The 26564-nt window shown below is 43.6% G+C and carries 21 protein-coding genes and 1 pseudogene; 11 read left to right on the plus strand and 11 right to left on the minus strand.

The window, feature by feature from the left end; all coding sequences use genetic code 11:
* Positions 1 to 87: 87 nt before the first annotated feature.
* On the minus strand, positions 88 to 480 hold the full coding sequence (gene rpsI / locus J9537_RS14450) for a 30S ribosomal protein S9 (protein WP_010744355.1): 393 nt from the start codon (positions 478 to 480) through the stop codon (positions 88 to 90).
* A 15-nt stretch (positions 481 to 495) separates the two neighbouring features.
* Positions 496 to 924, minus strand: a complete 429-nt coding sequence (rplM, locus tag J9537_RS14455) for a 50S ribosomal protein L13 (RefSeq protein WP_192926194.1) — start codon at positions 922 to 924, stop codon at positions 496 to 498.
* Between the two features lie 351 nt (positions 925 to 1275).
* Between rplM and J9537_RS14460 the strand changes: the two genes are divergently transcribed.
* Together J9537_RS14460 and argH are read left to right on the plus strand one after the other, a co-directional pair.
* Entirely contained in the window at positions 1276 to 2484 is a 1209-nt protein-coding gene (locus J9537_RS14460; protein WP_010744353.1) for an argininosuccinate synthase, read from the plus strand.
* Positions 2485 to 2879: 395 nt separating this feature from the next.
* Positions 2880 to 4250 carry an argininosuccinate lyase gene (gene argH / locus J9537_RS14465; RefSeq protein ID WP_218256228.1) on the plus strand — a complete coding sequence of 457 codons (1371 nt, stop codon included), beginning with the start codon at positions 2880 to 2882 and terminating at the stop codon, positions 4248 to 4250.
* A 40-nt stretch (positions 4251 to 4290) separates the two neighbouring features.
* Here argH and lacD read toward each other — a convergent pair whose 3' ends face one another.
* From lacD to pfkB, 4 genes are read right to left on the minus strand one after another with little or no spacing between them, the layout of a single operon-like run.
* Entirely contained in the window at positions 4291 to 5265 is a 975-nt protein-coding gene (gene lacD, locus J9537_RS14470; RefSeq protein ID WP_218256229.1) for a tagatose-bisphosphate aldolase, read from the minus strand.
* Entirely contained in the window at positions 5262 to 5720 is a 459-nt protein-coding gene (locus tag J9537_RS14475; RefSeq protein ID WP_218256230.1) for a PTS sugar transporter subunit IIA, read from the minus strand. Before J9537_RS14475 ends, lacD begins: the two co-directional genes overlap by 4 nt.
* Before the next feature lie 13 nt (positions 5721 to 5733).
* A complete protein-coding gene (locus tag J9537_RS14480; protein WP_218256231.1) occupies positions 5734 to 7176 on the minus strand; it encodes a PTS fructose transporter subunit IIC in 1443 nt (480 codons plus the stop codon).
* Positions 7158 to 8108 carry a 1-phosphofructokinase gene (pfkB, locus tag J9537_RS14485; protein WP_218256232.1) on the minus strand — a complete coding sequence of 317 codons (951 nt, stop codon included), beginning with the start codon at positions 8106 to 8108 and terminating at the stop codon, positions 7158 to 7160. Before pfkB ends, J9537_RS14480 begins: the two co-directional genes overlap by 19 nt.
* Before the next feature lie 147 nt (positions 8109 to 8255).
* On the opposite strand from pfkB, the gene J9537_RS14490 reads away from it, so the two are divergent.
* From J9537_RS14490 to J9537_RS14500, 3 genes are all read left to right on the plus strand, one after another.
* Positions 8256 to 9005, plus strand: coding sequence for a MurR/RpiR family transcriptional regulator (locus tag J9537_RS14490; RefSeq protein ID WP_218256233.1), 750 nt, complete (start codon positions 8256 to 8258; stop codon positions 9003 to 9005).
* Positions 9006 to 9091: 86 nt separating this feature from the next.
* Positions 9092 to 10621: a DUF1538 domain-containing protein gene (locus J9537_RS14495; protein ID WP_218256234.1), complete on the plus strand. Its 1530-nt coding sequence runs from the start codon at positions 9092 to 9094 to the stop codon at positions 10619 to 10621.
* On the plus strand, positions 10614 to 11318 hold the full coding sequence (locus tag J9537_RS14500; RefSeq protein WP_218256235.1) for a transposase: 705 nt from the start codon (positions 10614 to 10616) through the stop codon (positions 11316 to 11318). Before J9537_RS14495 ends, J9537_RS14500 begins: the two co-directional genes overlap by 8 nt.
* Before the next feature lie 41 nt (positions 11319 to 11359).
* Here J9537_RS14500 and J9537_RS14505 read toward each other — a convergent pair whose 3' ends face one another.
* Entirely contained in the window at positions 11360 to 11827 is a 468-nt protein-coding gene (locus J9537_RS14505) for a Dps family protein (RefSeq protein ID WP_010744344.1), read from the minus strand.
* Positions 11828 to 12026: 199 nt separating this feature from the next.
* Between J9537_RS14505 and J9537_RS20880 the strand changes: the two are divergent.
* Positions 12027 to 12191, plus strand: a pseudogene (locus J9537_RS20880) (prepilin peptidase); the annotation flags it as partial.
* A 51-nt stretch (positions 12192 to 12242) separates the two neighbouring features.
* Positions 12243 to 12644 carry a prepilin peptidase gene (locus J9537_RS14510; protein WP_245001261.1) on the plus strand — a complete coding sequence of 134 codons (402 nt, stop codon included), beginning with the start codon at positions 12243 to 12245 and terminating at the stop codon, positions 12642 to 12644.
* Here the strand turns inward: J9537_RS14510 and msrA are convergent.
* The 4 genes from msrA to rpoB all read right to left on the minus strand — a co-directional run bounded on the left by msrA (position 12626) and on the right by rpoB (position 22079).
* On the minus strand, positions 12626 to 13150 hold the full coding sequence (gene msrA, locus J9537_RS14515) for a peptide-methionine (S)-S-oxide reductase MsrA (protein WP_218256236.1): 525 nt from the start codon (positions 13148 to 13150) through the stop codon (positions 12626 to 12628). The two genes, J9537_RS14510 and msrA, sit on opposite strands and share 19 nt — an antisense overlap.
* Positions 13151 to 13296: 146 nt before the next feature.
* The gene (locus J9537_RS14520; protein ID WP_010744342.1) at positions 13297 to 14397 is read right to left on the minus strand and encodes an LCP family protein; all 1101 of its coding nucleotides are present in this window, start codon (positions 14395 to 14397) and stop codon (positions 13297 to 13299) included.
* A 213-nt stretch (positions 14398 to 14610) separates the two neighbouring features.
* A complete protein-coding gene (gene rpoC, locus J9537_RS14525; RefSeq protein ID WP_010744341.1) occupies positions 14611 to 18264 on the minus strand; it encodes a DNA-directed RNA polymerase subunit beta' in 3654 nt (1217 codons plus the stop codon).
* Positions 18265 to 18464: 200 nt separating this feature from the next.
* Positions 18465 to 22079, minus strand: a complete 3615-nt coding sequence (rpoB, locus tag J9537_RS14530) for a DNA-directed RNA polymerase subunit beta (RefSeq protein WP_010744340.1) — start codon at positions 22077 to 22079, stop codon at positions 18465 to 18467.
* A 708-nt stretch (positions 22080 to 22787) separates the two neighbouring features.
* On the opposite strand from rpoB, the gene J9537_RS14535 reads away from it, so the two are divergent.
* From J9537_RS14535 to J9537_RS14550, 4 genes are all read left to right on the plus strand, one after another.
* Positions 22788 to 23753 (plus strand): ABC transporter substrate-binding protein, encoded by a 966-nt coding sequence (locus J9537_RS14535; RefSeq protein WP_010744339.1) that lies wholly within the window; start codon positions 22788 to 22790, stop codon positions 23751 to 23753.
* Positions 23754 to 23792: 39 nt separating this feature from the next.
* Positions 23793 to 24713 carry an ABC transporter permease gene (locus J9537_RS14540; protein WP_218256237.1) on the plus strand — a complete coding sequence of 307 codons (921 nt, stop codon included), beginning with the start codon at positions 23793 to 23795 and terminating at the stop codon, positions 24711 to 24713.
* Positions 24691 to 25494, plus strand: a complete 804-nt coding sequence (locus J9537_RS14545; RefSeq protein ID WP_218256238.1) for an ABC transporter ATP-binding protein — start codon at positions 24691 to 24693, stop codon at positions 25492 to 25494. Before J9537_RS14540 ends, J9537_RS14545 begins: the two co-directional genes overlap by 23 nt.
* Before the next feature lie 98 nt (positions 25495 to 25592).
* Entirely contained in the window at positions 25593 to 26546 is a 954-nt protein-coding gene (locus J9537_RS14550; RefSeq protein WP_218256239.1) for a biotin--[acetyl-CoA-carboxylase] ligase, read from the plus strand.
* Positions 26547 to 26564: the final 18 nt, after the last annotated feature.

Consider the following 26564-nt stretch of genomic DNA (forward strand, 5'->3'; position numbering starts at 1 on the left):
GTAGAAATGGCTTTCTCTTTTGTTCAGTCAAAAAAAAGACACCTTCCAAAATGGAAAGTGCCTTGAAATGTCGATATATAAAATATATTAACGTTTTGAGAATTGTGAAGCTTTACGTGCTTTCTTAAGACCTGGTTTTTTACGTTCAACCATACGTGAATCACGTGTAAGTAATCCAGCGCGTTTTAATGGTGCGCGGAAATCAGGATCTACTTCTAATAAAGCGCGTGAGATACCGTGACGGATAGCGCCGGCTTGACCTGCGTAGCCCCCACCGTTTACGTTTACGAATACATCGTATGAACCTGCTGTTTCAGTAACGCCAAATGGTTGGTTGATTACTAAACGTAGGTCAGCATGTGGGATATATTCTTCAACGTCTTTTTTATTTACAGTAATTTTACCAGTTCCTGGTACTAAACGTACGCGAGCAACTGCATTTTTACGACGGCCTGTGCCGCTATATTGAACTTGTGCCAATGAATTTCCCTCCTATTAAATTAAGTTTGTGATGTCTAAGACTTCTGGTTGTTGTGCTGCATGTGGATGTTCTGCTCCACCGTATACGTGAAGTTTCATGCCTTGAGCGCGACCTAAAGTGTTCTTAGGAAGCATACCTTTAACAGAAGTTTCGACCAAACGGCGAGAATTTTTAGCACGCAATTCGCCTGCTGAGACTGATTTCAATCCACCAGGGAAGTTTGAGTGACGGTAGTAAATCTTGTCAGTTGCCTTTTTACCTGTTAATTTAACTTGATCTGCATTGATTACAATTACAAAATCACCAGTATCTACATGTGGTGTGAATGTTGGTTTATTTTTGCCGCGTAGTACAGATGCAACAACTGTTGAAAGACGTCCTAAAGGAACATCAGTTGCGTCTACTACGTACCATTTACGTTCTACTTCGCCTGGCTTAGCCATATATGTTGTACGCACGTTTTTTTCCTCCAATTTCGATTTCGAATGTTTGACAAACACTTGAGTTTCCGGGGCTCTCGTGGGGCAAACAATACCATTTACCATAATACTTGCTAAGCCTTGGCATGTCAATGTTTTTCTCTTTGAAAACGCAAATTCTTTTCATTTACACTGCGTGTTTCTACTATACAAAATGAATGCTAGTATACACACTAAACTGAATAAAGAAACGTATTTTTAAAATTATTTTGCATAAATATTTAAAAAGTGCTTGCTTTTTGTATTTTACGATGCTAATATTGCTTCAACACATTAATTAGATTTTAATGAAAAAGCGATAAGGGAGCAATCAGGATGAAAGAAAAAGTGATTTTAGCATACTCAGGTGGTCTAGATACTTCAGTCTCAATCAAATGGCTCGTCGATGAAGGATACGACGTGATTGCCTGCTGTTTGGATATTGGAGAAGGCCGCGACACTGAATTTATTAAGAAGAAAGCACTGCAAGTTGGTGCGATTGAATCTTATGCCATTGATGCGCGTGAAGAATTTTCGCAAGACTTCGTATTAATTGCGCTGCAAGGCAATACCTACTATGAAAATTCTTACCCATTAGTTTCAGCATTGTCTCGTCCATTGATTTCGAAAAAATTAGTGGAGTTAGCACATCAGACAGGAGCAACGACCATCGCTCATGGCTGTACTGGAAAAGGAAACGACCAAGTTCGTTTTGAAGTTTCCATCGCTGCCCTTGATCCCAACTTGAAGATCATCGCGCCAGTCCGTGAATGGAAATGGTCTCGTGAAGAGGAAATCAACTACGCAGCTGAAAAAGGCGTGCCGATCCCAGCGGATTTAGACAATCCTTACTCCATCGACCAAAACTTATGGGGACGTGCCTGCGAATGCGGCATCTTAGAAGATCCTTGGGCTACTCCGCCCGCTGGAGCTTATGCCATTACTGCTGAATTAGAAGATACACCAGACAAACCAACGATCGTTGAGATCACCTTTGAAAAAGGGGTGCCGACAGCGTTAGATGGGGAAGAATTATCTTTAGCGACATTAATCATGAAACTGAACACGATCGCCGGCGTACATGGCATCGGCAGAATCGATCATATTGAAAATCGTCTAGTGGGCATCAAATCGCGTGAAGTTTACGAATGTCCCGGTGCGGAAGTATTGATGAAGGCGCATAAAGAATTGGAAGATCTGACCTTTGTTCGTGAGATGGCGCATTTCAAACCAGTTATTGAGCAACAGCTTTGCCAAATGATCTATGACGGACTGTGGTTCAACCCGACGATGGACGCGTTAATCGCCTTCTTGAAACAATCCCAAGAAGTCGTGAACGGCGTATTGCGTGTAAAACTCTTCAAAGGCAATGTCATCGTTGAAGGACGTAAATCTGACAACAGCTTATACAACGAAAACTTGGCGACATACACGTCTGCTGATACCTTCGATCAAGATGCAGCGATCGGCTTCATTAAATTATGGGGCTTGCCAACAAAGGTACACGCTGAAATTCAGGCTGAGAATAAACAACCGAGTATTTAATGAAATTGCAAGAGAAACCAGATGTGAGGCGGCTTTTACTTGCCGGTAAATAAGGCCGTCCGGTTTCACATCTTGCCATTGCTCTTAGGAGAGTTTCTTTTCCGGTCAGGAAATAAGGAAACCAGCAATGTTTTCATCCTGAGGTATCTGAGAAGATGCCTCCTCCCTAGACTAAAAGCTACGCAGGCTCGTTCAGCTCTTGAGCAATAAGACAAAAATTTTGATAAGTCGCTCTTCAGACTTCTCAAAATTTTCGCTTATTGTCGAAGAGAGCTAGCCTGCATGCTAGAAAAAGAAAAGTGTGATACTTCGCTGAAAAAGACCGACTAGTCGGTCTTTTTTTAGCAATCCACTTCTTATATACTGATTATAAAAGAAAAGCGAGGACAACTATTATGGCAAAACTTTGGGGCGGGCGTTTTGATGGCAAAAATGAGGCCTGGATCGACGCATTTGGGGCTTCCATCCCCTTTGACCAGCAATTAGCGACACAAGACATTACCGGTAGTTTGGCTCATGTTAAAATGCTTGGGGAAACAGGTATCATCACCAAAGAAGAGGCGCAGCAAATCACTTCGGGATTAACTATATTAGCAGAAAAAGCGGCGAAGAATGAATTAACCTTTACGATTGAAAATGAAGACATTCATTTGAACTTGGAGAAAATGCTTCATGACGAGATTGGACCTGTCGCCGGCAAGCTTCACACCGCTCGCAGCAGAAACGACCAAGTCGCTACCGACATGCATTTATACTTGAAGGAGCATTTGGCTGAGATTATCGAGAAGGTTCATCATTTTCGTGCGGTCCTAGTCAATAAAGCCGAAGAACATGTCGAAACGATCATGCCGGGCTATACCCATCTGCAGCATGCGCAGCCGATTTCCTTTGGGCATCATTTAATGGCCTATTACGGGATGCTGACGCGGGATCAGGCACGGCTTGAGGAAAGTCTTAAGCGGGTGGATATCTCTCCGTTAGGCTGCGCGGCGCTTGCGGGCACGACTTTTCCGATTGATCGTCAAATGACCGCGGACGAACTGGGCTTTGCGGATATTTATATAAACAGTCTTGATGGGGTCAGCGATCGGGATTTCATTCTTGAATTTTTAAGCAACAGCTCGATCTTAATGATGCATCTCTCTCGTTTCTGTGAAGAGATCATTCTATGGTGCAGCCATGAGTTTAAATTTATTGAATTAACCGATACGTTTTCGACGGGCAGCTCCATTATGCCCCAAAAGAAAAACCCGGACATGGCAGAATTGATCCGTGGAAAATCTGGCCGTGTCTTCGGTGATTTGATTGGTTTATTAACCGTCATTAAAGGATTGCCGTTGGCTTATAACAAGGACCTGCAAGAAGACAAAGAAGGTATGTTCGATACAGTCCATACGGTAGCGACTAGCTTAGACATCATGGCCGGGATGATTGATACCATGAAGGTCCATACCCAGACTATGCACGATGCGACAGAAAAAGATTTCTCTAATGCGACGGAGCTGGCGGATTATTTAGCGGCGAAGGGCATCCCTTTCCGCCAAGCCCATGAGATCGTTGGGAAATTGGTCTTGGCCTGCACCCAAAAAGGGATTTTCCTGCAGGATGTGCCGTTAGAAGAATATCAAGCTATCCATTCTGTGATCGAAGAGGACATCTACGACACCTTGTCTTCTAAAACGGCTGTCACACGTCGGCATTCTCTAGGCGGTACTGGCTTCGACCAAGTCAAAAAACAAATTGATTTGGCGAAAGAAGCCTTATAAGACATTAAAAACGACTGCCCGCTACAGGCAGTCGTTTTTCTTATGCATTCGTATAAACAGAAGTGGCAGTTTCCTTTAATACCGCATTTAATTCTTCAATGTTTCGTCTGCCTTCTTCGGATAACCAGGCAACTGCTTGTTCTTCGCCCTCTTTTACAAAGGGCTCTACTCCATTCGCCCAAGTTGCTCGTCCACAAAGTACCCCATTAAAGGTTGAGCCCGCTTGTTTCGCGAAGCGTAAGGTTTCTTGGAACAGCGCTGCACTGACGCCGGCGCTTAAGAAAATAAATGGCAGATCTGTGGCCTCTGATTGATCTTTGAAGTAAGCCGCAGCCTCTGATTGGCTGTAGCAGACTTCTTGACCATAGCCTTCAACAAAGTTCATGTTTACCGGGACCTCTACCTTTAAAACATCCACTTGATAACGTTCCTTAGAAAATTCCCGCATCGCTTCAATCACTTTGCGGGGCTTCACCTTCGCGTAGTCCAAGGATGAGGCATCTGCGATCTTGGCATCATAGGACACAATTTCTAAAAAGAAAGGAATATCTTCTGCGGTACATTCAGAACCGATCCGCTCCATATACGCCCGCTTTTGCTCATTGATTGCTTCTGGCTCATCCACATCGTAATAGAGCAGGAATTTGCAGGCATCGGCACCGGCTTCTTTCAGGCGCTGGACTGACCAAACGTTTAATACATCGGGCAAACGCCCAGGAGTTGTCGCGTCGTAGCCGGTTTTTTCATAGGCCAACAGCAGTCCGCAATGGGCGTCCCGCACGTCCGCGGCAGGCAGACCATATTCTGGATCTAACAAAATAGCCGACGCATAGGGCGTTAACTCCTGAGAAACCAGCTCCTTGAATTGGATGATATCATCTGTCGTTGCTTCCTTGTATTTGCCGATCATTTTCTTCAAGGCGCCCCGTTGATCGATCGCTAGCGCACCAATGATTCCCGCCTCATTTGTCAGTTGATCTAAATACTTCTTCTTTCCTGCACTGATTGTCTTCATTCATTCTCACCTATTTTTTCATTTAGTAATGTTGCGATTTCCGTTTTTGTTTGCGCCACTTTCAACTGTTCCGTCACTTCGTTTCGCATCAACAGCCGAGCGACCGCGGATAATAATTTCAAATGGGTCGTTCCCGCCTCTGAATCAGGAATAAACAACGCGATGACAAAGTTAATCCGCTGACCATCCATGCTGTTCCACTCGATTCCCTGATCCAGCGTAACAATGAGGATGCTGGGTTCTTTGATCGACTGATCCTTCGCATGTGGAATCGCGAAGCCGTCCATCATACCGGTCGTTCCTTCATTTTCCCGTGCGACTAATTTCTGATACACCTGCTGCTCATCGGCTGAAATGCCTAAAGCCACAGCTTGTCTCGCTAAAAATTCAAAGGCTTCTTTTTGAGTAGACAGTGATTGATGTAAAAAGATGTTTTCTTCTTGAATGATCCCCATGCTCGTTCTCTCCTTATTCTGCGATGGCTGATTTATCTGCTTGTTCCGCATTGGCTTTTTTCTCTTTCGCAGCGACACTGCTCTTTTGAATCAATCCCAAAATGACTCCGCCGATAATTGAACCGATGAGAATCGAGAACACCCATTGGAATTTCCCTGTCACGACTGGTAATACTAAGAAGCCGCCATGAGGTGCTGGTACTTGCACACCAAACATATACGTTAAAACAGCCGCAATGGACGAACCTAGCATCATCGTTGGCAATACGCGAATCGGGTCCTTTGCCGCAAATGGGATCGCACCTTCTGTAATATGGGTAGAGCCTAAAATGAAGTTGACTAGACCCGCATTGCGATCATTCGTATCGAAATATTTTCCAAAGAATAAGGTCGCGAATCCTGTGATCAACGGCGGTGCGATACAAGCTGCTGAGACGCCTGCCATAAAGGTCGTATTTCCTTGCGCTAATAATGCCGTTCCTGTTACATAGGCTGCCTTATTGATCGGACCACCCATATCAAAGGCACACATACAGCCAACGATCACCCCAAGGACTAAAGGATTCGAATGTTCAAAGCCAGCTAAAAAGCTCATCATGCCTTCATTTACAGCCTTCATCGGTCCAGCGAGTAAAGACATCACGATCCCGATCACCGCTACACCAATGACTGGATACAAGAAGATGGCTTTCAAACCGTCTAGCTGTTTTGGCAGCACCTCTAAAACTTTTTGCAGGAATAAAATGAAGTATCCCGCTAGAAACCCGGCTAAAATCCCGCCTAAAAATCCAGTACCGCCATTCATTGCGACGATCCCGCCGACAAAACCTACAACTAGCCCTGGTCGTTTCGCGATTCCCTCTGCGATATACGCGGCTAATACGGGAACCATCATCCCCATCGCCGCATCACCGACAGCTTTTAACATCGCGGCTGTCGCGTTATACTGGGCATTCTCTGGATCAAAGGAATAGATTCCCCAGACAGCAAAGGAGATGGCGATCAAAACCCCTCCGGCAACAACAAACGGCAGCATATGGGAAACACCATTCATCAGGTTTTTATAAATGCTGCGACCAAAACTCGTACCGCTTCCTGTTTCCTGCTCTAACGCATCCACCGAATGATTCTCTGCGGCGATCGACCCTTTGCCGGCTAATGCATCATCAATCAAGCGCTCGGCATCCTTAATCCCCGTACTCACAGAAACATCAATGATTCGTTTGCCTGCAAATCGTTCTGGATGGACATCCTTATCTGCCGCGATAATCACGGCCTCCGCATTCTTGATTTCTTCTGCGGTTAATTCATTTTCGACCCCGATCTGTCCGTGTGTTTCAACTTTGATCGTCACGCCCTTTTTCTTCGCCGCCTGCTCCAATGCTTCCTGTGCCATATAAGTATGAGCAATGCCTGTCGGACACCCTGTTGCTGCGATTAATTGATAATTTCCCATGATTTTACCCTCTCTTCTTTGATTTCAATTTGTTTACTTAAGGCTTCTACATCTAAAAAATCTGTCAGACCTTTACGAAAGGCTGTCGAGCTGCCAGCCGCTAAGCTTTTACGCAATGTTTCCTCCAGCGGCTGCTGGCTTAAATGACCAGCTAAAAAGGTTCCCAATAAGGTATCCCCTGCACAGGCCGTGTTGACTACTTTTCCCTTTGGCGAATTTCCTCGAATAATTTTATCTTGCGTGAAAAAAATGGCTCCTTCTCCGCCAAGTGACAACAACACATTTTGCGCGCCGGCTGCTAACAATTGCTGCCCATAAAATAAATAAGCCTCCTCTGTATCAATGACTTGTCCAAACCAGGACGCCAGCTCTTCTTCATTTGGCTTCAGTAAAAACGGGTGGTAAGGCAAACAGTACATGACTTCTTGATAGCTGCTGTCAATGATCAAATGAATGCCGCGTTCTTCGCAGATTCGACTGATCTCGACCAAAATCGTAGGCGCTACACCTCGTGGCAAACTTCCTGAGATACATAGATAATCCTGCGCCTGTAAATTCCTGATCTGATCCAAAAAGGCCTGCACCTTTTCAGGTGGGATCTCCGGCCCTTGATTGACTAATTTGTATTCCTCCTCTGTTTGATTGACTTGTGTGAAGACATTGATGCGAGTCATCCCCGGAACTTCAATAAAATCTGTTTGAATCGCTTTTTCCTGTAAATAATCTTCTATATAGTTTCCAGTGAACCCTGCGCGAAAACCCAATGCCGTCGTTGGAATTCCCAGCATTTTTAAGACGAGGGAAACATTCACGCCTTTTCCGTTTGCTTGGATATCATCATCCTTCGTTCGATTCACGACAAAAGGATCCATGGTGTCTGTTTCAATAAATAGATCAATGGCTAAATTCATAGTGCATGTATAGATAGACATGAGTGACGACCTCCTTGAGCCTATTATGCAACGTTCCACACCGAAAAGGTTTTCATATTTTCGCTAATTCATTGAAAAGCTTTACATCTTTTTATGAAACGTGATACTTTTTATATAACGTGATGCTGAAAGAGGGTTAGTAAAACAATGGATCACAAATTAAGCGAAACGGAGCAATACCTCTGGGACTATATTGAAAGCCATATTCTTGAAGTCCCTAATTACTCCATCGTCAAGCTGAGCGAGCAGGCCAATGTTTCTACGGCTACGATTGTGCGAACGATGAAAAAGAAAGGCTATGAAGGCTTCACTGCGTTCAAACACCATTTAAAAGAACAGGAGAACAAAAACATCAACTTCTCTTCCTTAGATAAAGTCGATGAGGGCATTCGACGAGCGATTTTAAAAAATGAGCAAGAGGTTGTTCGAACAATTAATATGATGAAAATCGGCAATATCGAGGATGCGATCCAAAAAATAAAATTCGCGGATCGGGTATTTATCTTTGCGCGAGGCTTTTCGGAGATGATCGGTCAGGAAATGATGGTGAAATTCCAATTGATCGGAAAAAATTGTCAAATGCATACCGATCCGGAAATTATTAAAAATATCAGTCGAAAACTGACCAAACAGGACATCGTCATTTTTATCTCTCTAAACGGTGAGACGAAGGAGCTGGTCGTCGCCGCTAAAAACTGCTACGACGCGGAGATCGGCTCTATCCTGCTAACAGCGAACAACACCTCTAGTCTGATGAATTATTGCGAGATCGCCTTGGTCGGCTTCAAGTCTGAAGGCTCCTATTTTCCCGATTACGAAGTGCGCTCACGCCTGCCGCTGCAGATTATTGCACGGATTCTGCTGGATTCCTATGCGCTGCGTGTGACGGATAATTAAAAATTGCTGTAGTCAACAAAGAGGACCTACAGTTTTTGGATGCAAACCAACATTCCTCTGTCCAAAACAGAAAAAGGAGTGAAACGATGAATCAAAAATTAAAAGAAAATATTTCTGAATCGTTATCCGCAGTCTTGCCGATTACGATCACGGTGCTGCTGGTAAGTGTTTTTCTTGTTCCAATGGAGATTGGAACCTTTGCTATGTTTCTCATGGGGGCAGTGATGCTTATTATCGGGATGGGCTTTTTCCAGCTGGGGGCGGAAATGTCCATGACCCCTCTCGGTGAAGGGATGGGGATCCAGCTCTCAAAAAGTAAAAAAATCGGACTACTAGCTTTCAGTGTTTTTATTATCGGCGCGGTTATTACGATCGCAGAGCCTGATTTACAAGTATTGGCCGATCAAATGCCGGCGATCCCCAGTAATTTACTGGTTTGGACGGTGGCGATCGGCGTGGGGATTTGTTTGACCATCGCTGTCTTGCGAATTTTATTCAAAATCAATTTATCCCTCTTACTGATGGTGCTATACTTGTTGGTAATCTTACTTTCTTTTCTTACACCAAACGATTTTGTCCCTGTCGCCTTCGATTCAGGTGGGGCTACTACAGGTCCGATCACCGTTCCCTTCATCTTAGCTTTAGGGGTCGGGTTGGCATCGGTGCGAAGCGATAAAAATGCTTCTGACGACAGCTTTGGTTTAGTTGCGATTTCAAGCATCGGGCCCATTCTAGCCGTCTTATTACTAGGCATCTTCTTTCAACCGACGGATGCTTCCTATACGCCTACAGAGTTTCTTGATGTCAGTACGACACAAGATGTCATGCGGGAGTTTATGCTTGAGCTGCCGCATTTTGCAAAAGAAGTCCTTATTTCGATGCTGCCGATCGCTCTGCTCTTTTTTATCTTTCAGCTTATCAGTCGTCGGTACCATCACAGACAGTACATACGTATGATCGTGGGGCTCATCTACACATATATTGGGCTGGTCCTTTTTCTAACCGGTGTGAGCATCGGTTTTGCTCCAGTCGGCAGTTTATTGGGGGGCGAATTAGCGGCTAGCCAATACAAATGGCTGCTCATTCCTATCGGGATGCTGATCGGTTACTTTATTGTAAAGGCCGAACCAGCCATTCAGGTATTGAATCACCAAGTTGAAAATGTTACTGGCGGATCGATCTCCGCTTCTTCCATGAATATCTGTCTCTCCATCGGGGTGGCAGTCAGTGTGGGCTTGGCGATGACACGTTCCATCACAGGCGTCAGCATTTATTGGATTATTATCCCAGGCTATCTGATTGCCCTGCTTCTGTCCCGCTTTGTTCCAAAAATCTTCATCGGTATCGCCTTTGACTCCGGCGGGGTTGCAAGCGGACCAATGACCAGTACCTTCCTGCTCCCTCTCTGTATTGGCGTCAGCGAATCTTTGGATGGCAATATTATGGCGGATGCTTTCGGTGTTGTGGCGCTTGTCGCATTGACACCATTGATCGCTATTCAGATTATGGGGCTTGTTTTTAAATGGCGCGAAGGCAAGGCTGCGCAAAATGCGGCGTTAACAATAGATGAATTGAATGAAATCGAAGAATGGGAGGACACTGAAGAGGATGCATAATAAACCGGCTGTTCAAATGTTGACATTGATTATAGATTTAAAAGATAAGAAAAAAGCCCATGCTATTTTTGAAGCGGAAAAAACACCCGTCCACTATTTATGTATCGGAGAAGGAACGGCGACAAACGAGGTCATGGACTACCTCGGATTAGGCACCTCCGAAAAAGCGATTTTCATGTGTCCTGTTTTAAAAAAATGTGTCCCAGGTCTATTATCCGCTCTTGGAAAAGGCTTATGTCTTCATAAACCTAACAGAGGCTGCGCGTTTACTTTCCCTATTTCTGGAGCAAGCAGCTATATCACGAAAATCTTAGACTCAGAAATGCAGGACAAGATTCAACATCACATGGAGAGAGAGGAAAAACAGATGATCCAGGAGGCAAAACACAGCTTACTCATGGTCACCATCAATCAAGGGTACAGCGAGGAGGTCATGGTGGCCGCTACTGCAGCTGGCGCGGCTGGCGGAACGGTCGTCCACGCTCGACGGCTTGATTCTCAAGAAACTCTGAAAAAATGGGGGATCAGTATCCAGCCTGAAAAAGAGATAGTCTACATCTTAGTCGAGCACGACAAAAAAATGGCGATCATGAAAGCTATCAGCAAGCAATGCGGTCTCCAAAGTGACGCGCAGGGCATCTTGATCTCGATTCCCGTGGATAGTGTGATTGGCTTAAATTCTGATCCAGCGCTATAAAAAAGAGGTTCTCATCTTATTGATGAGAACCTTTTTTTGAATTAAGCATCGATTTCAGGCGCTTTTCCTAGATGTGCTTGAATCATCCAAATACGTTTTTCAGTCGCTGTTTTGAATTCGATGAAAATATCTTGTGTTGGATCATCGCCTTCTTCACCTGTTACGTCGATCCCTTTTTGGTAAAGGTCTGCTAAGTAACGGTAGCCGTCAACAAGCGTAGCTAAGCGTTCTTCCATTGTACGATCCCAACGTCCTACTTCGTCTGGGATTTTTGTTTGGTCAGCCATTTCACGTAATGTTGAGTAAGGTGAGCCGTCTAATGTGATTAAACGTTCTGAAATTTCGTCCAATTGATCGTTCACGTCATCCATGAAATCGTCCATCATTGGGTGTAATGTCAAGAAGCCCGGGCCGCGCATATACCAGTGAGTTTGGTGAATGACCATGGACATTTGACTCAAGTCTGCAACTAGTTGGTTCAATACTTCTTTGGTTTTTTCGTATTTCATTCCTTCATACCTCCTAATTTATCTTCCATTAAAAGCATAATACAATTATGGCAAAAGCACAAAGAAAATGCTGGAATTTTGCTTGCTTTTCGTATCTTATTGAAAAAGGGAGGTGAGAACAATCCTACATTTCATCTTTGGAACAGTTATCGGGTCCTTTTTAGCGGTCGTTTGTACCCGGGTCCCATGAAACGAATCGCTGCTTTATCCGCCTTCACACTGTGACCATTGTCAGCACAGACTTCGACCAGTCGAAATGATTCCTTTAGTCTCTGCTTTGCTTCAAGGATTCCAGTGTATCCACTGTCGGCGAAAATTTTCGAAACGCAGCTTCTGGCTGGAATTATTTTGCGGCCTTCTCTGTTGGCTTTTTTTACAGGAATATCAGTGGGACAATCTTTGGACCTTGTTTTGGTTGTTCAGTTCATTAGTCTTAGCGGTGATCGATTGGGATTATTTGATTGTGGAGATGCGAATTTTTTTCGCAACGGGCATTCTTTTACTCATTAGCGGATTTTTTCTTTTTCCTATTTATTGGACCCATCCAGTGGCTGTTTGTGCCCTCTTTTATCTCAGCCAAAAAATTCTCCCAAACAGCTTAGGTTCGGGAGATCTTTGGGTGGTCGGGTTGTGGAGCTTCTTTTTATCAGGCTATGAGCTGCTGCAGCTTCTATTTGTCGCATCGTTGAGCGGGTTGGTTGTTTTCGGCTTTCATGCGCTTCGTAAGAATCCCCCAGAGCGTCTGCCGTTTCTACCCTTTTTGTTTATCGGGCTCTTAGTTTTACTTTTGAAAAGCCATTACGCTTCCCAATTTTGACGAATGAAGCCGCGTCGACCAGAGCCTTCGCTATAGGCAGCATAATGCTCAGGATTTTTTTGGTAAAAATCTTGATGATACTCTTCGGCTGGATAAAAGGGCTGTGCTGGTTCGATTGCTGTAACAATCGGTGCACTGAAGCGCTCACTTACCTGAAGTCGCGCCTTGGATGCTTCAGCCGCTTCTTTTTGTTCAGGTGAAGCATAAAAAATCACTGGACGATAAGAATCGCCACGATCCGCAAATTGACCAAAGGCATCCGTTGGATCTGTTTGCTGCCAATAAATCTCCACCAGCTGCTCGTAAGAAATCACTGCTGGATCAAAGGTGATCTCCACTGCTTCAGTATGACCTGTTGTTCCACTGCAAACTTCTTCGTAGGTTGGATTGGGCATGTGTCCGCCCGTATAGCCTGAAACTACTTTTTTGATACCGGGCATTTGATCAAACGGCTTCACCATACACCAAAAACAGCCGCCAGCAAAAATTGCTTTTTCTTCTGTCATAAAATCGTCCCCCTTTTGCTTTCATCATAACCATTTTTGAGAAAAATGAAACGATTCTGCTTAAGAAGGACTTCTCAATCTTTAACGTAAATAAAACAGCGGGTGTGACAAGAATGTTGTCATACCCGCTGCTTCATTTACTCTCTTTAATAATTATCCTTGTCGATGGGATAAAGGATCTTGCCATACCCAGTATAATCATAATGGGTGCCTGCACTGATCTTATCTACTTCGCTATCATCAAAGAACAATTGATTGTCGTCGTCCTCGTCTAGATTCGGTAACTTTTTCTTCGTAGGCAAATCTAGCTGCTTCTTCACAAGGTTTTGTTCTTCCAATAAATTATTTAATCCTAAAATTTGGAAGTAAATATCGTTGATCATTTCGCCCTGGCCTTCTACTTGGGTCTGCTTGATATTCTCAGCTGCTGGAGTATAATCCTTTGCGACCGTCAGCATCTCACTCCAGCTCAGGTCAGTCCGTACGTAATCTTCTACCGCATGCAGGTATTTTTTATACTTCGTGACAGAATTGACGGACAAAATTTTATGGACGATCTTCGATAAAATCTCTCGTTGTCGTGCTTGTCGGCCAACATCGCCTTTAGGGTCTTCATGACGCATCCGTACATATTCTAACGCATGTCTTCCATCTAAGGTTTGTTTGCCTTTTTTCACATGAACGCCATCTAATGTAAAATCAATCTTATTGTCAACCTCGATGCCGCCCACCGCGTCAACTAACGTCTTCAAACCCTTCATGTTGATCTCGATATAATGATCGACAGGAACGTCCATCATTTCTTGCACCGACTCAATCGCCATCTTCGTGCCGCCTAACGAATAAGCCGCGTTCAACTTGTCATAATAGGTGTCGCCTTTTGCGACATAATTATTCTCGTCACCCTTATATCCAACGATCTGAGTATAAATATCTCGATCCAAACTCGTCATCATGGTTTGCTTTTTCTTTGGATTGATCGTTACCAGCATCATAGAATCAGAACGCCCTTGATAGGTTCGCCCTTTATCACCTGTATCCGTCCCCATTAGAAGAATCGAAAAAGGTTCACCGCTTTTTAAATCGACCGTGTCTGATCGAGTATTTTTATAATTGACTTTCTTCGTCATTTTGCTGATTGCCTGATCCACATCACTATTTACCTTCAGCAGGTAAACCGTCGCAGCCCCAACAAGCAGCACGATGACGCCCACAACAATCAAAATAATTTTCTTTGTTCTGCTCATGTAGCACCTCAAAAATTTTACGTACTAATAATAGTTTCCGTCATTTTCTCACAAAAGCGGTTCTGACAATAGTCTTTCTTTTATGCTCTAAACGAAATTTAATATCTGATCAAAGTGACCGCTACCATTTCGCCAGATACCTTCCTATAATAGCGCGAAAATAAAAAGACCACAAGATTCTTTTGAATCTTGTGGTCTTCCTCTATAGGTAGCTTAACTTAATGGATTGTTCAAAGCGTCTTCAGCAGCCATTTGTGCTTCAATATCAGAGATACTGTAAACATTTTCGCTTGCCACAACGACTTCTTTTGGTTCCATGTTACGGTATGTCGCCATACCTGTACCGGCAGGGATAATCTTACCGATGATAACATTTTCCTTCAATCCAAGTAATGGATCTTTCTTACCGCGGATCGCAGCATCCGTCAACACACGAGTGGTTTCTTGGAATGATGCGGCAGATAAGAAGCTGTTTGTTTCCAATGATGCTTTGGTGATACCAAGCAAGACTGGACGAGATGTCGCAGGTGTGCCACCAGCAACCAAAGTATTGTAGTTTTGGTCTTTAAAGTCAGCAATATCAAGCAAAGTACCTGGCAAGATATCTGTGTCGCCTGGGTCCATTACGCGGACTTTACGCAACATTTGACGAACCATTACCTCAATATGTTTATCGCCGATTTCTACCCCTTGCATACGGTAAACACGTTGTACTTCACGCAACAGGTACGTTTCAACAGAGATAACATCGCGAACTTGCAGCAAGTGTTTTGGATCGATTGATCCTTCTGTTAATTGTGCCCCACGGTGAATCATGTCCCCTTCAACGACTTTCATACGAGCTGTGTAAGGAACTGTATACGTACGAGTATCTGTTTCACCCTTAACGGTAACTTCCTTCGTACGAGTTGCTGCATCTTCAGCGATCTCAACAACTTCACCTGTTACTTCGGTAATAACAGCCAACCCTTTAGGATTACGTGCTTCGAAGATTTCTTGGACACGAGGAAGACCTTGTGTGATATCGTCTCCGGCAACCCCACCGGTATGGAATGTACGCATGGTCAACTGAGTACCAGGTTCACCGATTGATTGAGCGGCGATGGTACCAACTGCTTCACCGACTTCAACGTCGTCGCCAGTTGCCAAGTTGCGTCCGTAACAATGTTTACATACACCATGTTTCGTATTACATGTGAAGACTGAGCGGATCGTTAATTTCTCAACGCCAGCGTCAATGATGCGTTTCGCATCTGCTTCACTAATCAATGCGTCTGCAGGTAGTAACACTTCACCTGTTTCAGGATGCATAACAGATTTTTGTGTATAACGTCCAACTAGACGTTCTTCTAATGATTCGATAATTTCGTTTCCTTCGCGAATCGCAGAGATTTCCAACCCGCGGTCAGTACCGCAATCTTCTTCACGTACGATAACATCTTGGGCAACGTCAACCAAACGACGAGTCAAGTAACCTGAATCGGCTGTCTTCAAGGCGGTATCGGTCATCCCTTTACGAGCCCCGTGAGTAGAGATAAACATTTCCAAGACAGATAGACCTTCACGGAAGTTTGAGATGATCGGCAATTCCATGATTTGTCCATTCGGAGCGGCCATCAGTCCACGCATACCAGCAAGCTGAGTAAAGTTGGAGATGTTACCACGGGCTCCAGAATCAGACATCATGAAGATTGGGTTCTTCGCATCTAAAGATTCCATTAGTCGTTGTTGAATTTCATCTTTTGCCGCATTCCAAACAGCGATAACACGTTCATAACGTTCGTCGTCAGTAATCAACCCGCGACGGAATTGTTTCGTGATCGTGCCAACTTGTTTGTGGGCGTTGTCGATGATTTCTTGTTTTTCTGCCAGCGCCATGATATCTGCGATACCAACGGTCATACCAGCATGTGTTGAATGTTTGTAGCCTAAGTCTTTCATACGGTCAAGCATCATTGATGTATCCGTGACTTTGAAACGTTTGAAGACTTCAGCGATGATGTTTCCAAGATTTTTCTTCTTGAATGGCAAGATGATTTCTTGTTCCTTAATCGCTGCTGGAATATCTGCACCCTTTTCGACAAAGTATTTGTCAGGGGTGTATTGTGTTAAGTTGAAATCTGTTGGTTCGTTCAAGTAAGGGAATTCTTGCGGCATAATCTCGTTGAAAATAATTTTCCCAACGGTCGTGATCAGCATACGTTCTTTTTGTTCTTCAGTGAATGGTTTGTCGCCTAAAGTATTAGGATCAACAGCCACACGTGAATGCAAGTGAACGTAGCCATTACGCCAAGCTAAAACAGCTTCATTCATGTCACGGAAGATCATTCCTTCACCTTCGCGGCCTTCTTCTTCCATTGTTAGGTAGTAGTTCCCCAAGACCATATCTTGAGATGGGGTAACAACTGGTTTACCATCTTTAGGGTTCAAGATGTGTGTTGCGGCCAACATCAACATACGAGCTTCCGCTTGTGCTTCTTCTCCTAGTGGTAGATGGACAGCCATTTGGTCTCCATCGAAATCGGCATTGTAGGCTTCACATACTAATGGGTGAAGACGAATCGCGCGACCTTCTACTAAGATTGGTTCGAAGGCTTGGATACCTAGTCTGTGCAACGTAGGTGCCCGGTTAAGCAATACTGGATGTTCCTTGATTACTTCTTCCAAGACATCCCATACAACGTCTTCTTGACGTTCGATTTTACGTTTTGCGTTTTTGATATTTGAAGCAATTTCACGTTGAACCAATTCTTTCATTACGAAAGGTTTGAACAATTCGATCGCCATTTCTTTTGGCAGACCACATTGATACATCTTCAAGAAAGGTCCAACAACGATAACGGAACGGGCAGAGTAATCGACACGTTTACCCAGCAAGTTTTGACGGAAACGACCTTGTTTCCCTTTCAACATGTGAGACAAAGATTTCAATGGACGGTTACCAGGTCCAGTAACTGGACGGCCACGACGACCATTATCGATTAAGGCATCGACTGCTTCTTGCAGCATTCGTTTTTCATTTTGAACAATGATGTTTGGTGCATTCAAATCTAACAAACGTTTCAAACGGTTGTTACGGTTGATTACACGACGGTAGAGATCGTTCAAGTCAGAAGTCGCAAAACGACCCCCTTCTAATTGAACCATTGGACGTAGATCTGGCGGAATGACAGGGATAACATCCATAACCATCCAGCCTGGTTGATTGCCAGAAGAACGGAACGCTTCTAAAACATCTAAACGACGGATTGCCCGTGTACGTTTTTGACCTTGAGCCGTTTTCAATTCTTCTTTTAATTCTGCTGATTCTCCATCTAAGTCCACTTGATCTAATAATTGTTTGATAGCTTCGGCACCCATTGCCGCATGGAATTCTTGACCGTATTGATCACGTTTTTCACGGTATTCACGTTCAGTCAATAATTGTTTCTTCTCTAGGCTAGTATTACCTGGATCGATTACGACATACGATGCAAAATAGATGATTTCTTCCAACGCACGTGGACTCATGTCTAGCACAAGACCCATCCGAGAAGGAATTCCTTTGAAATACCAGATATGTGTAACAGGAGCTGCTAGTTCAATGTGACCCATCCGTTCACGGCGAACTTTCGAACGAGTGACTTCAACACCACAACGGTCGCAGACAATCCCTTTGTAACGGATCCGTTTGTATTTCCCACAGGCACATTCCCAGTCTTTGGTTGGCCCAAAAATTCTTTCATCGAATAACCCTTCGCGTTCAGGCTTCAATGTACGGTAGTTAATGGTTTCCGGTTTTTTTACTTCACCGTATGACCAGCTTCTGATTTTTTCAGGAGAAGCCAAACCTATTTGCATACTTTCGAATTTATTTACATCGATCAAAAGGGTTTCCCTCCATTTCATTTTATCGTAAGTCAGCTAGGGGATAGCTGACTTACACATGCATAAACAGTGTTCCAGAAGCAGCTTCTTCGGAAACAAGCCGAAAGTTCATCAAATTTGAGAAACAATTTTTTTGAACTTCCTTCTCATTTCCTGAAGCTGAACACTTCTGACACAACCTCTTCAGACAAGTGTGACTCTTATAAGTCTTCAGCAGTTTCGATTTCTTGGATCAAATCCGATTTTTGTTCGGCTTTTTCAGCAGCTGCTTGCGCTTCGACTTCTTTTGCAGATTGTTGCTGTTCGGCATATTTCGTCAATGCGTCAACTGTGATCAAGTCGTCATCATCATCATCCATGTCTCGCAACTCGATTTCTTTGTCATTGATATCTAAGACTTGCATATCTAAACCAAGAGCTTGTAATTCTTTCACCAATACGCGGAAAGATTCAGGCACACCTGGTTTTGGAATAGGTTCACCTTTGACGATGGCTTCGTAAGTTTTCACACGACCAACCACATCATCTGATTTGTAAGTCAAGATTTCTTGTAACGTGTAGGCAGCACCGTAAGCTTCCAGTGCCCAAACTTCCATTTCCCCGAAACGTTGTCCACCAAATTGTGCTTTACCACCCAATGGTTGTTGCGTAACAAGAGAGTATGGTCCGATTGAACGAGCATGCAATTTATCATCGACCATGTGGGCCAATTTGATCATGTACATAACCCCTACGGAAATACGGTTATCAAATGGTTCTCCGGTACGTCCATCATAAAGAACGGTTTTGGCATCTGCCGCCATCCGAGCTTCACGAACGGTTTCCCAAACATCGCTATCCTGCGCCCCATCGAAGACCGGTGTAGCAACGTGGATACCTAGTTGGCGAGCAGCCATCCCTAAGTGTAATTCCAGTACTTGTCCGATATTCATACGAGAAGGTACCCCTAGTGGATTCAACATGATATCAACTGGTGTGCCGTCTGGTAAGAATGGCATATCTTCTTCTGGCATGATGCGTGAAACGACCCCTTTGTTTCCGTGACGGCCGGCCATTTTATCCCCTTCATGGATCTTACGTTTTTGCACGATATAGACGCGCACTAACATATTCACACCTGGAGACAATTCATCGCCTGCTTCACGGGTAAAGATCTTCACATCATGAACGATCCCGCCGCCGCCATGAGGCACACGTAGAGAAGTATCACGTACTTCACGGGCTTTTTCACCAAAGATCGCGTGTAACAATCGTTCTTCAGCAGATAATTCCGTTACCCCTTTAGGAGTGACTTTACCTACAAGTAAATCACCATCATGAACTTCGGCACCGATGCGGATAATTCCCATTTCGTCCAAGTTCTTCAATGCGTCTTCCCCAACGTTAGGGATTTCGCGAGTGATTTCTTCAGGTCCTAATTTGGTGTCACGTGCTTCTGATTCATATTCTTCAATATGGATTGAGGTATACACATCATCTTTCACCAAACGACGGCTCATGATGATCGCATCTTCATAGTTGTATCCTTCCCAAGTCATGAAGGCTACGACAACGTTTTGACCTAAAGCCAATTCGCCGTTTTCCATAGAAGGTCCGTCAGCTAAAATGTCGCCGACTTCAACTTTTTCACCTAATCCAACGAGTGGACGTTGGTTGTAACTTGTACCTGAGTTTGAACGACGGAATTTTGTAATGTCGTATTTATCTAGTGCGCCATTGTCGCGACGAACACGAACTTCGTGCGCATCAACGAATTCAACGACACCATCGTTTTTACATAATAAAGCGGCACCTGAGTCATGAGCTGCTTTGTATTCCATACCAGTACCAACCCATGGAGAACGAGGTTGGATCAATGGCACAGCTTGACGCTGCATGTTGGCACCCATCAAGGCACGGTTGGAGTCATCGTTTTCCAAGAATGGGATACAAGCGGTAGCGACTGCAACTACTTGCTTCGGTGACACGTCCATATAATCCACTTTATCGATCGTTACTTCCAAGTTTTCAGAAGTTGCACGAGCCATAACGACTTCTTCAGCGAAGGTGCCGTCATCGTTCAATTTACTGTTTGCTTGGGCAACTACGTAATGGTCCTCGATATCCGCAGTTAAATAATCGATGGTATCCGTTACTTGACCAGTTGCGCGATCCACACGACGGTACGGTGTTTCGATGAAACCAAACTTGTTGACTTTCGCATAGGAAGCCAAGCTGTTGATCAACCCGATGTTTGGACCTTCGGGCGTTTCAATCGGACACATACGACCATAGTGAGAATAGTGAACGTCTCGGACTTCATAACCAGCGCGGTCACGAGTCAAACCACCAGGTCCTAAGGCAGATAGACGACGTTTGTGGGTCAATTCCCCTAATGGGTTAGTTTGGTCCATGAACTGTGACAACTGAGAAGAACCGAAGAATTCTTTGATGCTGGCAACTACTGGTCGAATGTTGATCAATTGTTGTGGCGTCAAGGTTTCTTGATCTTGAATTGACATACGCTCGCGAACAACACGTTCCATACGGGCTAAGCCGATTCGGAATTGGTTTTGTAACAATTCACCGACTGAACGGATACGACGGTTTCCTAAGTGGTCGATGTCATCGACATTGCCGATGCCTTCCATCAAGTTCAAGAAGTAGCTCATTGAAGCGATGATGTCAGCAGGACGAACTGTCCGTACGGAAGAATCCGGATAGGCATTACCGATCACTGTTACTTCACGTTCTGGGTCTTTTGGTGAAAAGACTTTGATGACTTGAACAGTCATTGGATCTGTTACAACCGCATCTTCAGATGGGTAGTAGGTTACTGAGTTCAAGCCGCCTTCTAATTTCGGACCTAAGTCTTCCATTACTTGATGCGTTAAAACTGTTCCTTTTTCAACGATGATTTCCCCTGTTTCAGGATCAACCAATGTTTCAGCCAAGGTCAAGTTCAATAGACGTGTTTTAAGGTCTAATTTTTTATTTACTTTGTAACGACCAACATTTGCTAAGTCGTAACGTTTTGGATCAAAGAAACGAGCCGTTAACAAGCTACGAGAGCTGTCAGCAGTTTTTGGTTCACCTGGACGTAAACGTTCGTATACATCTTTCAAACCTTCTTCGGTACGAGAATCGCTTGGGTTTTTATGCAAGTCTTTCTCAATCGTGTTACGTAATGATTCGCTTTCTCCAAAGATTTCGAAGATTGTATCATCTGAACCAAAACCTAAGGCACGAACTAACGTAGTCAACGGAATTTTACGAGTACGGTCGATCCGTACGTAAGAAATGTCTTTTGCGTCTGTTTCCATTTCTAACCATGCGCCACGGTTAGGGATAACAGTTGAGCCAAAGCCTTCTTTTCCGTTTTTATCTACTTTCCCATGGAAATACACACCAGGAGAACGAACCAATTGGGAAACGATTACTCGTTCCGCACCATTGATAATAAAGGTTCCTTGTTCTGTCATTAATGGGAAATCACCAAAGAATACTTCTTGGGATTTGATTTCGCCTGTTTCGCGGTTTACTAAGCGTAAGACCACATGTAATGGTGCAGAATAGTTTGCGTCGTGTGAACGAGCCTCTGCTACCGTGTATTTAGGTTCTTTTAATTCATAGTCAACAAATTCAAGTGACAAGTTTCCATTAAAGTCTTCAATTGGCAAAATGTCTTCAAACATTTCTCGCAAGCCCTCATCTAAGAACCATTGATAAGAATCTGTTTGAATTTCGATCAAATTCGGTAATTCCAACACTTCACTGATTCGTGCGAAGCTTCTACGTTCTCGGTGTTTCCCGTATTTTACTACGTGTCCAGCCAAGTTCTTCACCCCTCTTAAAAGTTTGAAAACCGATCCGAAGATAAATTACATTAATGTTACAAAAATTAAATTACTGTAACACCTGACATTTTTTGCGGCTTTTAGGCAAAAAAAAACCAAAAATAGAACGTTCTCTTGAAAATATTCGCGAGCTTCTACTTTTGTTTCCTTATTTAAAAGCCGGAACGGACAATATTTCGTTCCTGCCTTTTATCATTTCAGATAGTTTTAGCAAATTAATATAATACACGACGATAACATAAAAGTCAATAGCCTCAATGCTTTGATTCCTGTTACGCAAACTTTTCTTAAAACTTTCAGTAAGTATCAATTGCTTTAATTAGACTTACATTTTTGAATATTCAGAATATTCGACATTTTATTATTGACATCTCATTTTTCTTAACGTATACTAATTTACATCTTAACCCAAGTTGGAGGTTGTTCCTATGTTGAACTCAAAAACCACACAACTGAATAATCGCTATTACTTTAGCTATTTTAGATAGGTTTGTATTCATCACGATGGATACAAACAACTTGAGTGTTTTTTGTATCTATGATGGCTAGAGCATTTCGACGTACCAACGGCCGCATAGAGAAATCTAAGTGGCTGAAGAATCATACTATTTTTGTATTCGCATCACCCACTTAGACCTTCATCCATTCTAAGCGGGTGATTTTTTTATGACAAAAGGAGAGAAAATTATGAAAAAGACAGTATTAGCAGGAATTGGTTTGGTAAGTTTATTGATGTTGGGTGCATGCGGCAATAAAGACGCAGCTAGTGACGACAACGTGAAACATGTGGGCGTTTTGCAATTAGTCCAACACGCTTCTTTAGACAATGCTTATGAAGGCTTTAAAGAAGGCTTGGCAGAAGGCGGCTACAAAGAAGACGACAATTTAAAAATTGAATACCAAAACGCACAAAACAATCAAGACAATCTAAAAAGTATGAGTGAGAAGCTCGTGAAGGAAGAACCTGATCTTTTACTAGGGATCGCCACTCCGGCAGCCCAATCTTTATTAAATGCAACAACAGAAATTCCAATCACCGTAACTGCGGTAACGGATTTAGAAGAAGCAAAATTAGTGAAAAGTGACAAAGCACCTGGCGGTAACGTTACTGGAACAACCGATATGGTTCCTATCGACAAGCAAATTGATCTGCTGCTTTCTATCGTCCCTGATGCAAAATCCATCGGAATTATGTACAACGCCGGCGAAGCCAACTCAAAAATTCAAGCAGACTTAGCTGAAAAAGCATTGAAAAAAGCAGGGGTTGAGGTAAAAATCAAAACGGCCAACACGACAAATGATGTTCAGCAAGTAACAGAATCATTGGCAAACGAAACAGATGGTATCTACGTACCAACAGACAATACCTTCGCAAGCGCGGCGGCAGTCATTGGTGATGTTGTTAAAGAAAAGAAAATTCCATTGGTCGCTGGCTCCACTGAACAAATCGACGATGGTGGTTTAGCTACTGTCGGTATCGACTACAAATCACTTGGAAAACAAACAGGGAAAATGGCAGCCAAAATTTTAGACGGCGATGCAAAACCTGAAGATACACCTGTTGAATCAGCGGATACGCTTAAATTAGTTGTTAATAAGGACATGGCAGAAGCATTAGGAATTGATCCTGACAGCATCAAAGAACCTAAATAAACAAGTTAAAACAGCTCCACAAAGAAAGAAGGAAGAATCATGAATGTTATCACTTTGTTATTATCAGCTACGTCACAAGGTATGCTCTGGTCGTTATTGGCGATCGGTGTTTACATGACTTTTCGAATATTAGACATCGCCGATCTTACTGCCGAGGGAAGCTTTCCCTTAGGCGGCGGGATCGCTGCGATCGGGATCGTGAATGGAATGCATCCTGCAGTCGCAACTTTGTTGGCCTTTGGCGGCGGAATGCTGGCTGGATTGGTCACTGGAATCTTGAATACGAAATTCAAAATTCCAGCGTTATTAGCTGGGATCATTACGATGACTGGTTTGTATTCCGTGACTTCACGGGTCATGGGTGCACCGAACATCGCTTTGCTGGGAGAAAATACCGTTTTTACCACCGCCCAGGAAATGGGATTAAGCAAAAACAATGCGGTTATCGCAGTAGGATTGTTAATCGTACTGTTGGTTATCCTGCTGTTAGTACTCTTTTTCCGAACGGAAATCGGTTTAGCTGTTCGAGCAACCGGAGATAATCCCGATATGAGTGAGGCAAACGGCATCAAAACGGAAAATATGAAACTGCTAGGCTACATGATCTCCAATGGCAGCATCGCTCTTTCAGGTGCCCTATTAGCACAAAACAACGGATTTGCTGATTTGAACTCAGGAGTTGGGACCATCGTTATCGGATTAGCTTCGATTATTATTGCGGAAGTTCTGCTTCACAATAAACCAATCCTTATTCGTTTGATTACGATTGTGGCTGGGGCGATTATTTATCGCTTTATCTTAGCTCTAGTATTCGAGATGAACGTAGAACCGACAGATTCTAAATTGGCTTCAGCGATCGTATTGGTTATCTGTTTATCCTTGCCACAAATTCGATCAAAATTTACCTTCAAAACAAAAAAGAAAGGGGCGAACGTAAATGCAGCCAGTCTTAAGGATTAATAATCTTCATCAATATTTCGAACGCGGGACGGTTAATGAGAACCATGTGCTGCGAGGCATCAACTTAAGTTTAGCCCCTGGCGAATTTGTGACGATCATCGGAGGAAATGGTGCCGGAAAATCCACGCTGCTAAACAGTGTCGCTGGAACCCTTCCAGTTGAAAAAGGCCAACTATTTTTAAACGAAGAAGAAATCACTAAACAGTCCGTAACACGCCGCTCAAAAAGAATCAGTCGTGTCTTCCAAGATCCTAAAATGGGGACAGCCGTTCGTTTATCTGTAGAGGAAAACTTGGCGCTAGCAATGAAACGCGGGCACAAACGCGGATTCTCTTTAGGTGTAAAAAGCAAAGATCGCAGTTTCTTCCAGGAACAGCTGGCTATGCTGAATTTAAATTTGGAAAACCGCTTAGATGCTGAAATCGGGTTGCTTTCAGGCGGACAACGCCAAGCCATCACATTATTAATGGCGACATTGCAGCGTCCTGACCTTATCTTACTCGATGAGCATACGGCCGCACTGGATCCAAAAACCTCCTTAACGGTTATGGAGTTGACCGAGCGATTGATTCGTGAGCAGGAGCTGACCGCCTTCATGGTCACTCACAATATGGAGGATGCGATTCAATACGGCAATCGTCTCATCATGCTCCATCAAGGGCAAATTGCTTTGGATTTAAAACAAGAAGAGAAACAAAACTTAACGGTTCCAAAATTAATGGAGCTTTTCCACCAAAATTCAGGTGTCGAGCTCAAAGACGATGCATTATTATTAGGTTAGTACAATTGGATTCTCCCTTCTTTCTTGACAGGCTACTTTTATGTAGCCTGTTTTTTTGTTACACTGAGCCCAGAATAAAAACTAAAGGAGGGATCAGGTTGACCACGAAAGAGAAGGTCCTGGCTCGCTTAAAAGCAGCCGACGAAGTTTTATCAGGCGAAGCTTTAGCTCAAGAGTTAGGTGTATCCCGTACCGCTATCTGGAAGGCCATCAAAGAGTTAGAAAAGAAGGGCTATCAGATCCAACATTTAGCAAACGGCTATCGCTATCAGCCTTCTGATATTTTAGATGCACAGGAAATTCAAGATCAGATTCAGCATGCTGTCGATGTAACAGTATTAGATTCATCTGTCTCAACTATGAAGGATGCGCAATTGGCCGTTATGGAGGGAAAATCATCACCCTTATTGATTGTGGCGGACATGCAGGAAGCTCCGCGAGGACGTTTCAATCGGCCCTTTTTCGCTGCAAAACAACAAGGGATCTATATGAGTCTGCTGCTGGAACCAAAGGAACAACTGCAAGAATTGCCCCAATATACTATCTTGATGGCTGTGGCTGTTGCTGAGGCGATAGATGAATTATTAGGCGTTGATAGTCAAATCAAATGGGTCAACGACATTTATTTGAATCACAAAAAAATCGTTGGTATCTTATCGGAAGCCATGACCGATATCGAAAGCAACTCATTAAAATATATTATCATTGGCATGGGCATCAACTTTTCGATTCCCCAAGAAAATTATCCTGAGGAGCTGCAAGAAAAAGCAACCTCCCTGTTCCCTGATGGAGTCGCAACAACGACACGAAACCAATTGATCATAACTATTTGGAATCGTTTCTTTGCTTTATTGGCCGATCCAACGACCTATCTGGATGCCTATCGTAAAAAATCTTTCGTGCTAGGCAAAAAAATTACCTTCAAGCGGAAAGATCAGCTGTACGTAGGTACGGCTATTGCTATTACCGATGTCGGAGAATTGGTTGTTGATCTAGGAAATGAAACAATCACCCTCTCCTCTGGTGAAATCAGTTTAAGTTCCATCCAATAAGCGACTTATTTTCAGTAA

This window comes from Enterococcus raffinosus, assembly GCF_019175485.1.
GTDB classification, from domain to species: Bacteria; Bacillota; Bacilli; order Lactobacillales; family Enterococcaceae; genus Enterococcus_A; species Enterococcus_A raffinosus.

Coding starts and splice junctions, on each gene's coding strand:
- J9537_RS14545 (WP_218256238.1), top strand. CDS start 24,691: ATGCAGCCAGTCTTAAGGATTAATAATCTTCATCAATATTTCGAACGC.
- J9537_RS14460 (WP_010744353.1), top strand. CDS start 1,276: ATGAAAGAAAAAGTGATTTTAGCATACTCAGGTGGTCTAGATACTTCA.
- argH (WP_218256228.1), top strand. CDS start 2,880: ATGGCAAAACTTTGGGGCGGGCGTTTTGATGGCAAAAATGAGGCCTGG.
- pfkB (WP_218256232.1), bottom strand. CDS start 8,108: ATGTCTATCTATACATGCACTATGAATTTAGCCATTGATCTATTTATT.
- J9537_RS14490 (WP_218256233.1), top strand. CDS start 8,256: ATGGATCACAAATTAAGCGAAACGGAGCAATACCTCTGGGACTATATT.
- J9537_RS14535 (WP_010744339.1), top strand. CDS start 22,788: ATGAAAAAGACAGTATTAGCAGGAATTGGTTTGGTAAGTTTATTGATG.
- J9537_RS14505 (WP_010744344.1), bottom strand. CDS start 11,827: ATGAAATACGAAAAAACCAAAGAAGTATTGAACCAACTAGTTGCAGAC.
- J9537_RS14500 (WP_218256235.1), top strand. CDS start 10,614: ATGCATAATAAACCGGCTGTTCAAATGTTGACATTGATTATAGATTTA.
- J9537_RS14480 (WP_218256231.1), bottom strand. CDS start 7,176: ATGGGAAATTATCAATTAATCGCAGCAACAGGGTGTCCGACAGGCATT.
- J9537_RS14540 (WP_218256237.1), top strand. CDS start 23,793: ATGAATGTTATCACTTTGTTATTATCAGCTACGTCACAAGGTATGCTC.
- J9537_RS14520 (WP_010744342.1), bottom strand. CDS start 14,397: ATGAGCAGAACAAAGAAAATTATTTTGATTGTTGTGGGCGTCATCGTG.
- J9537_RS14495 (WP_218256234.1), top strand. CDS start 9,092: ATGAATCAAAAATTAAAAGAAAATATTTCTGAATCGTTATCCGCAGTC.
- lacD (WP_218256229.1), bottom strand. CDS start 5,265: ATGAAGACAATCAGTGCAGGAAAGAAGAAGTATTTAGATCAACTGACA.
- msrA (WP_218256236.1), bottom strand. CDS start 13,150: ATGACAGAAGAAAAAGCAATTTTTGCTGGCGGCTGTTTTTGGTGTATG.
- rplM (WP_192926194.1), bottom strand. CDS start 924: ATGGCTAAGCCAGGCGAAGTAGAACGTAAATGGTACGTAGTAGACGCA.
- J9537_RS14475 (WP_218256230.1), bottom strand. CDS start 5,720: ATGGGGATCATTCAAGAAGAAAACATCTTTTTACATCAATCACTGTCT.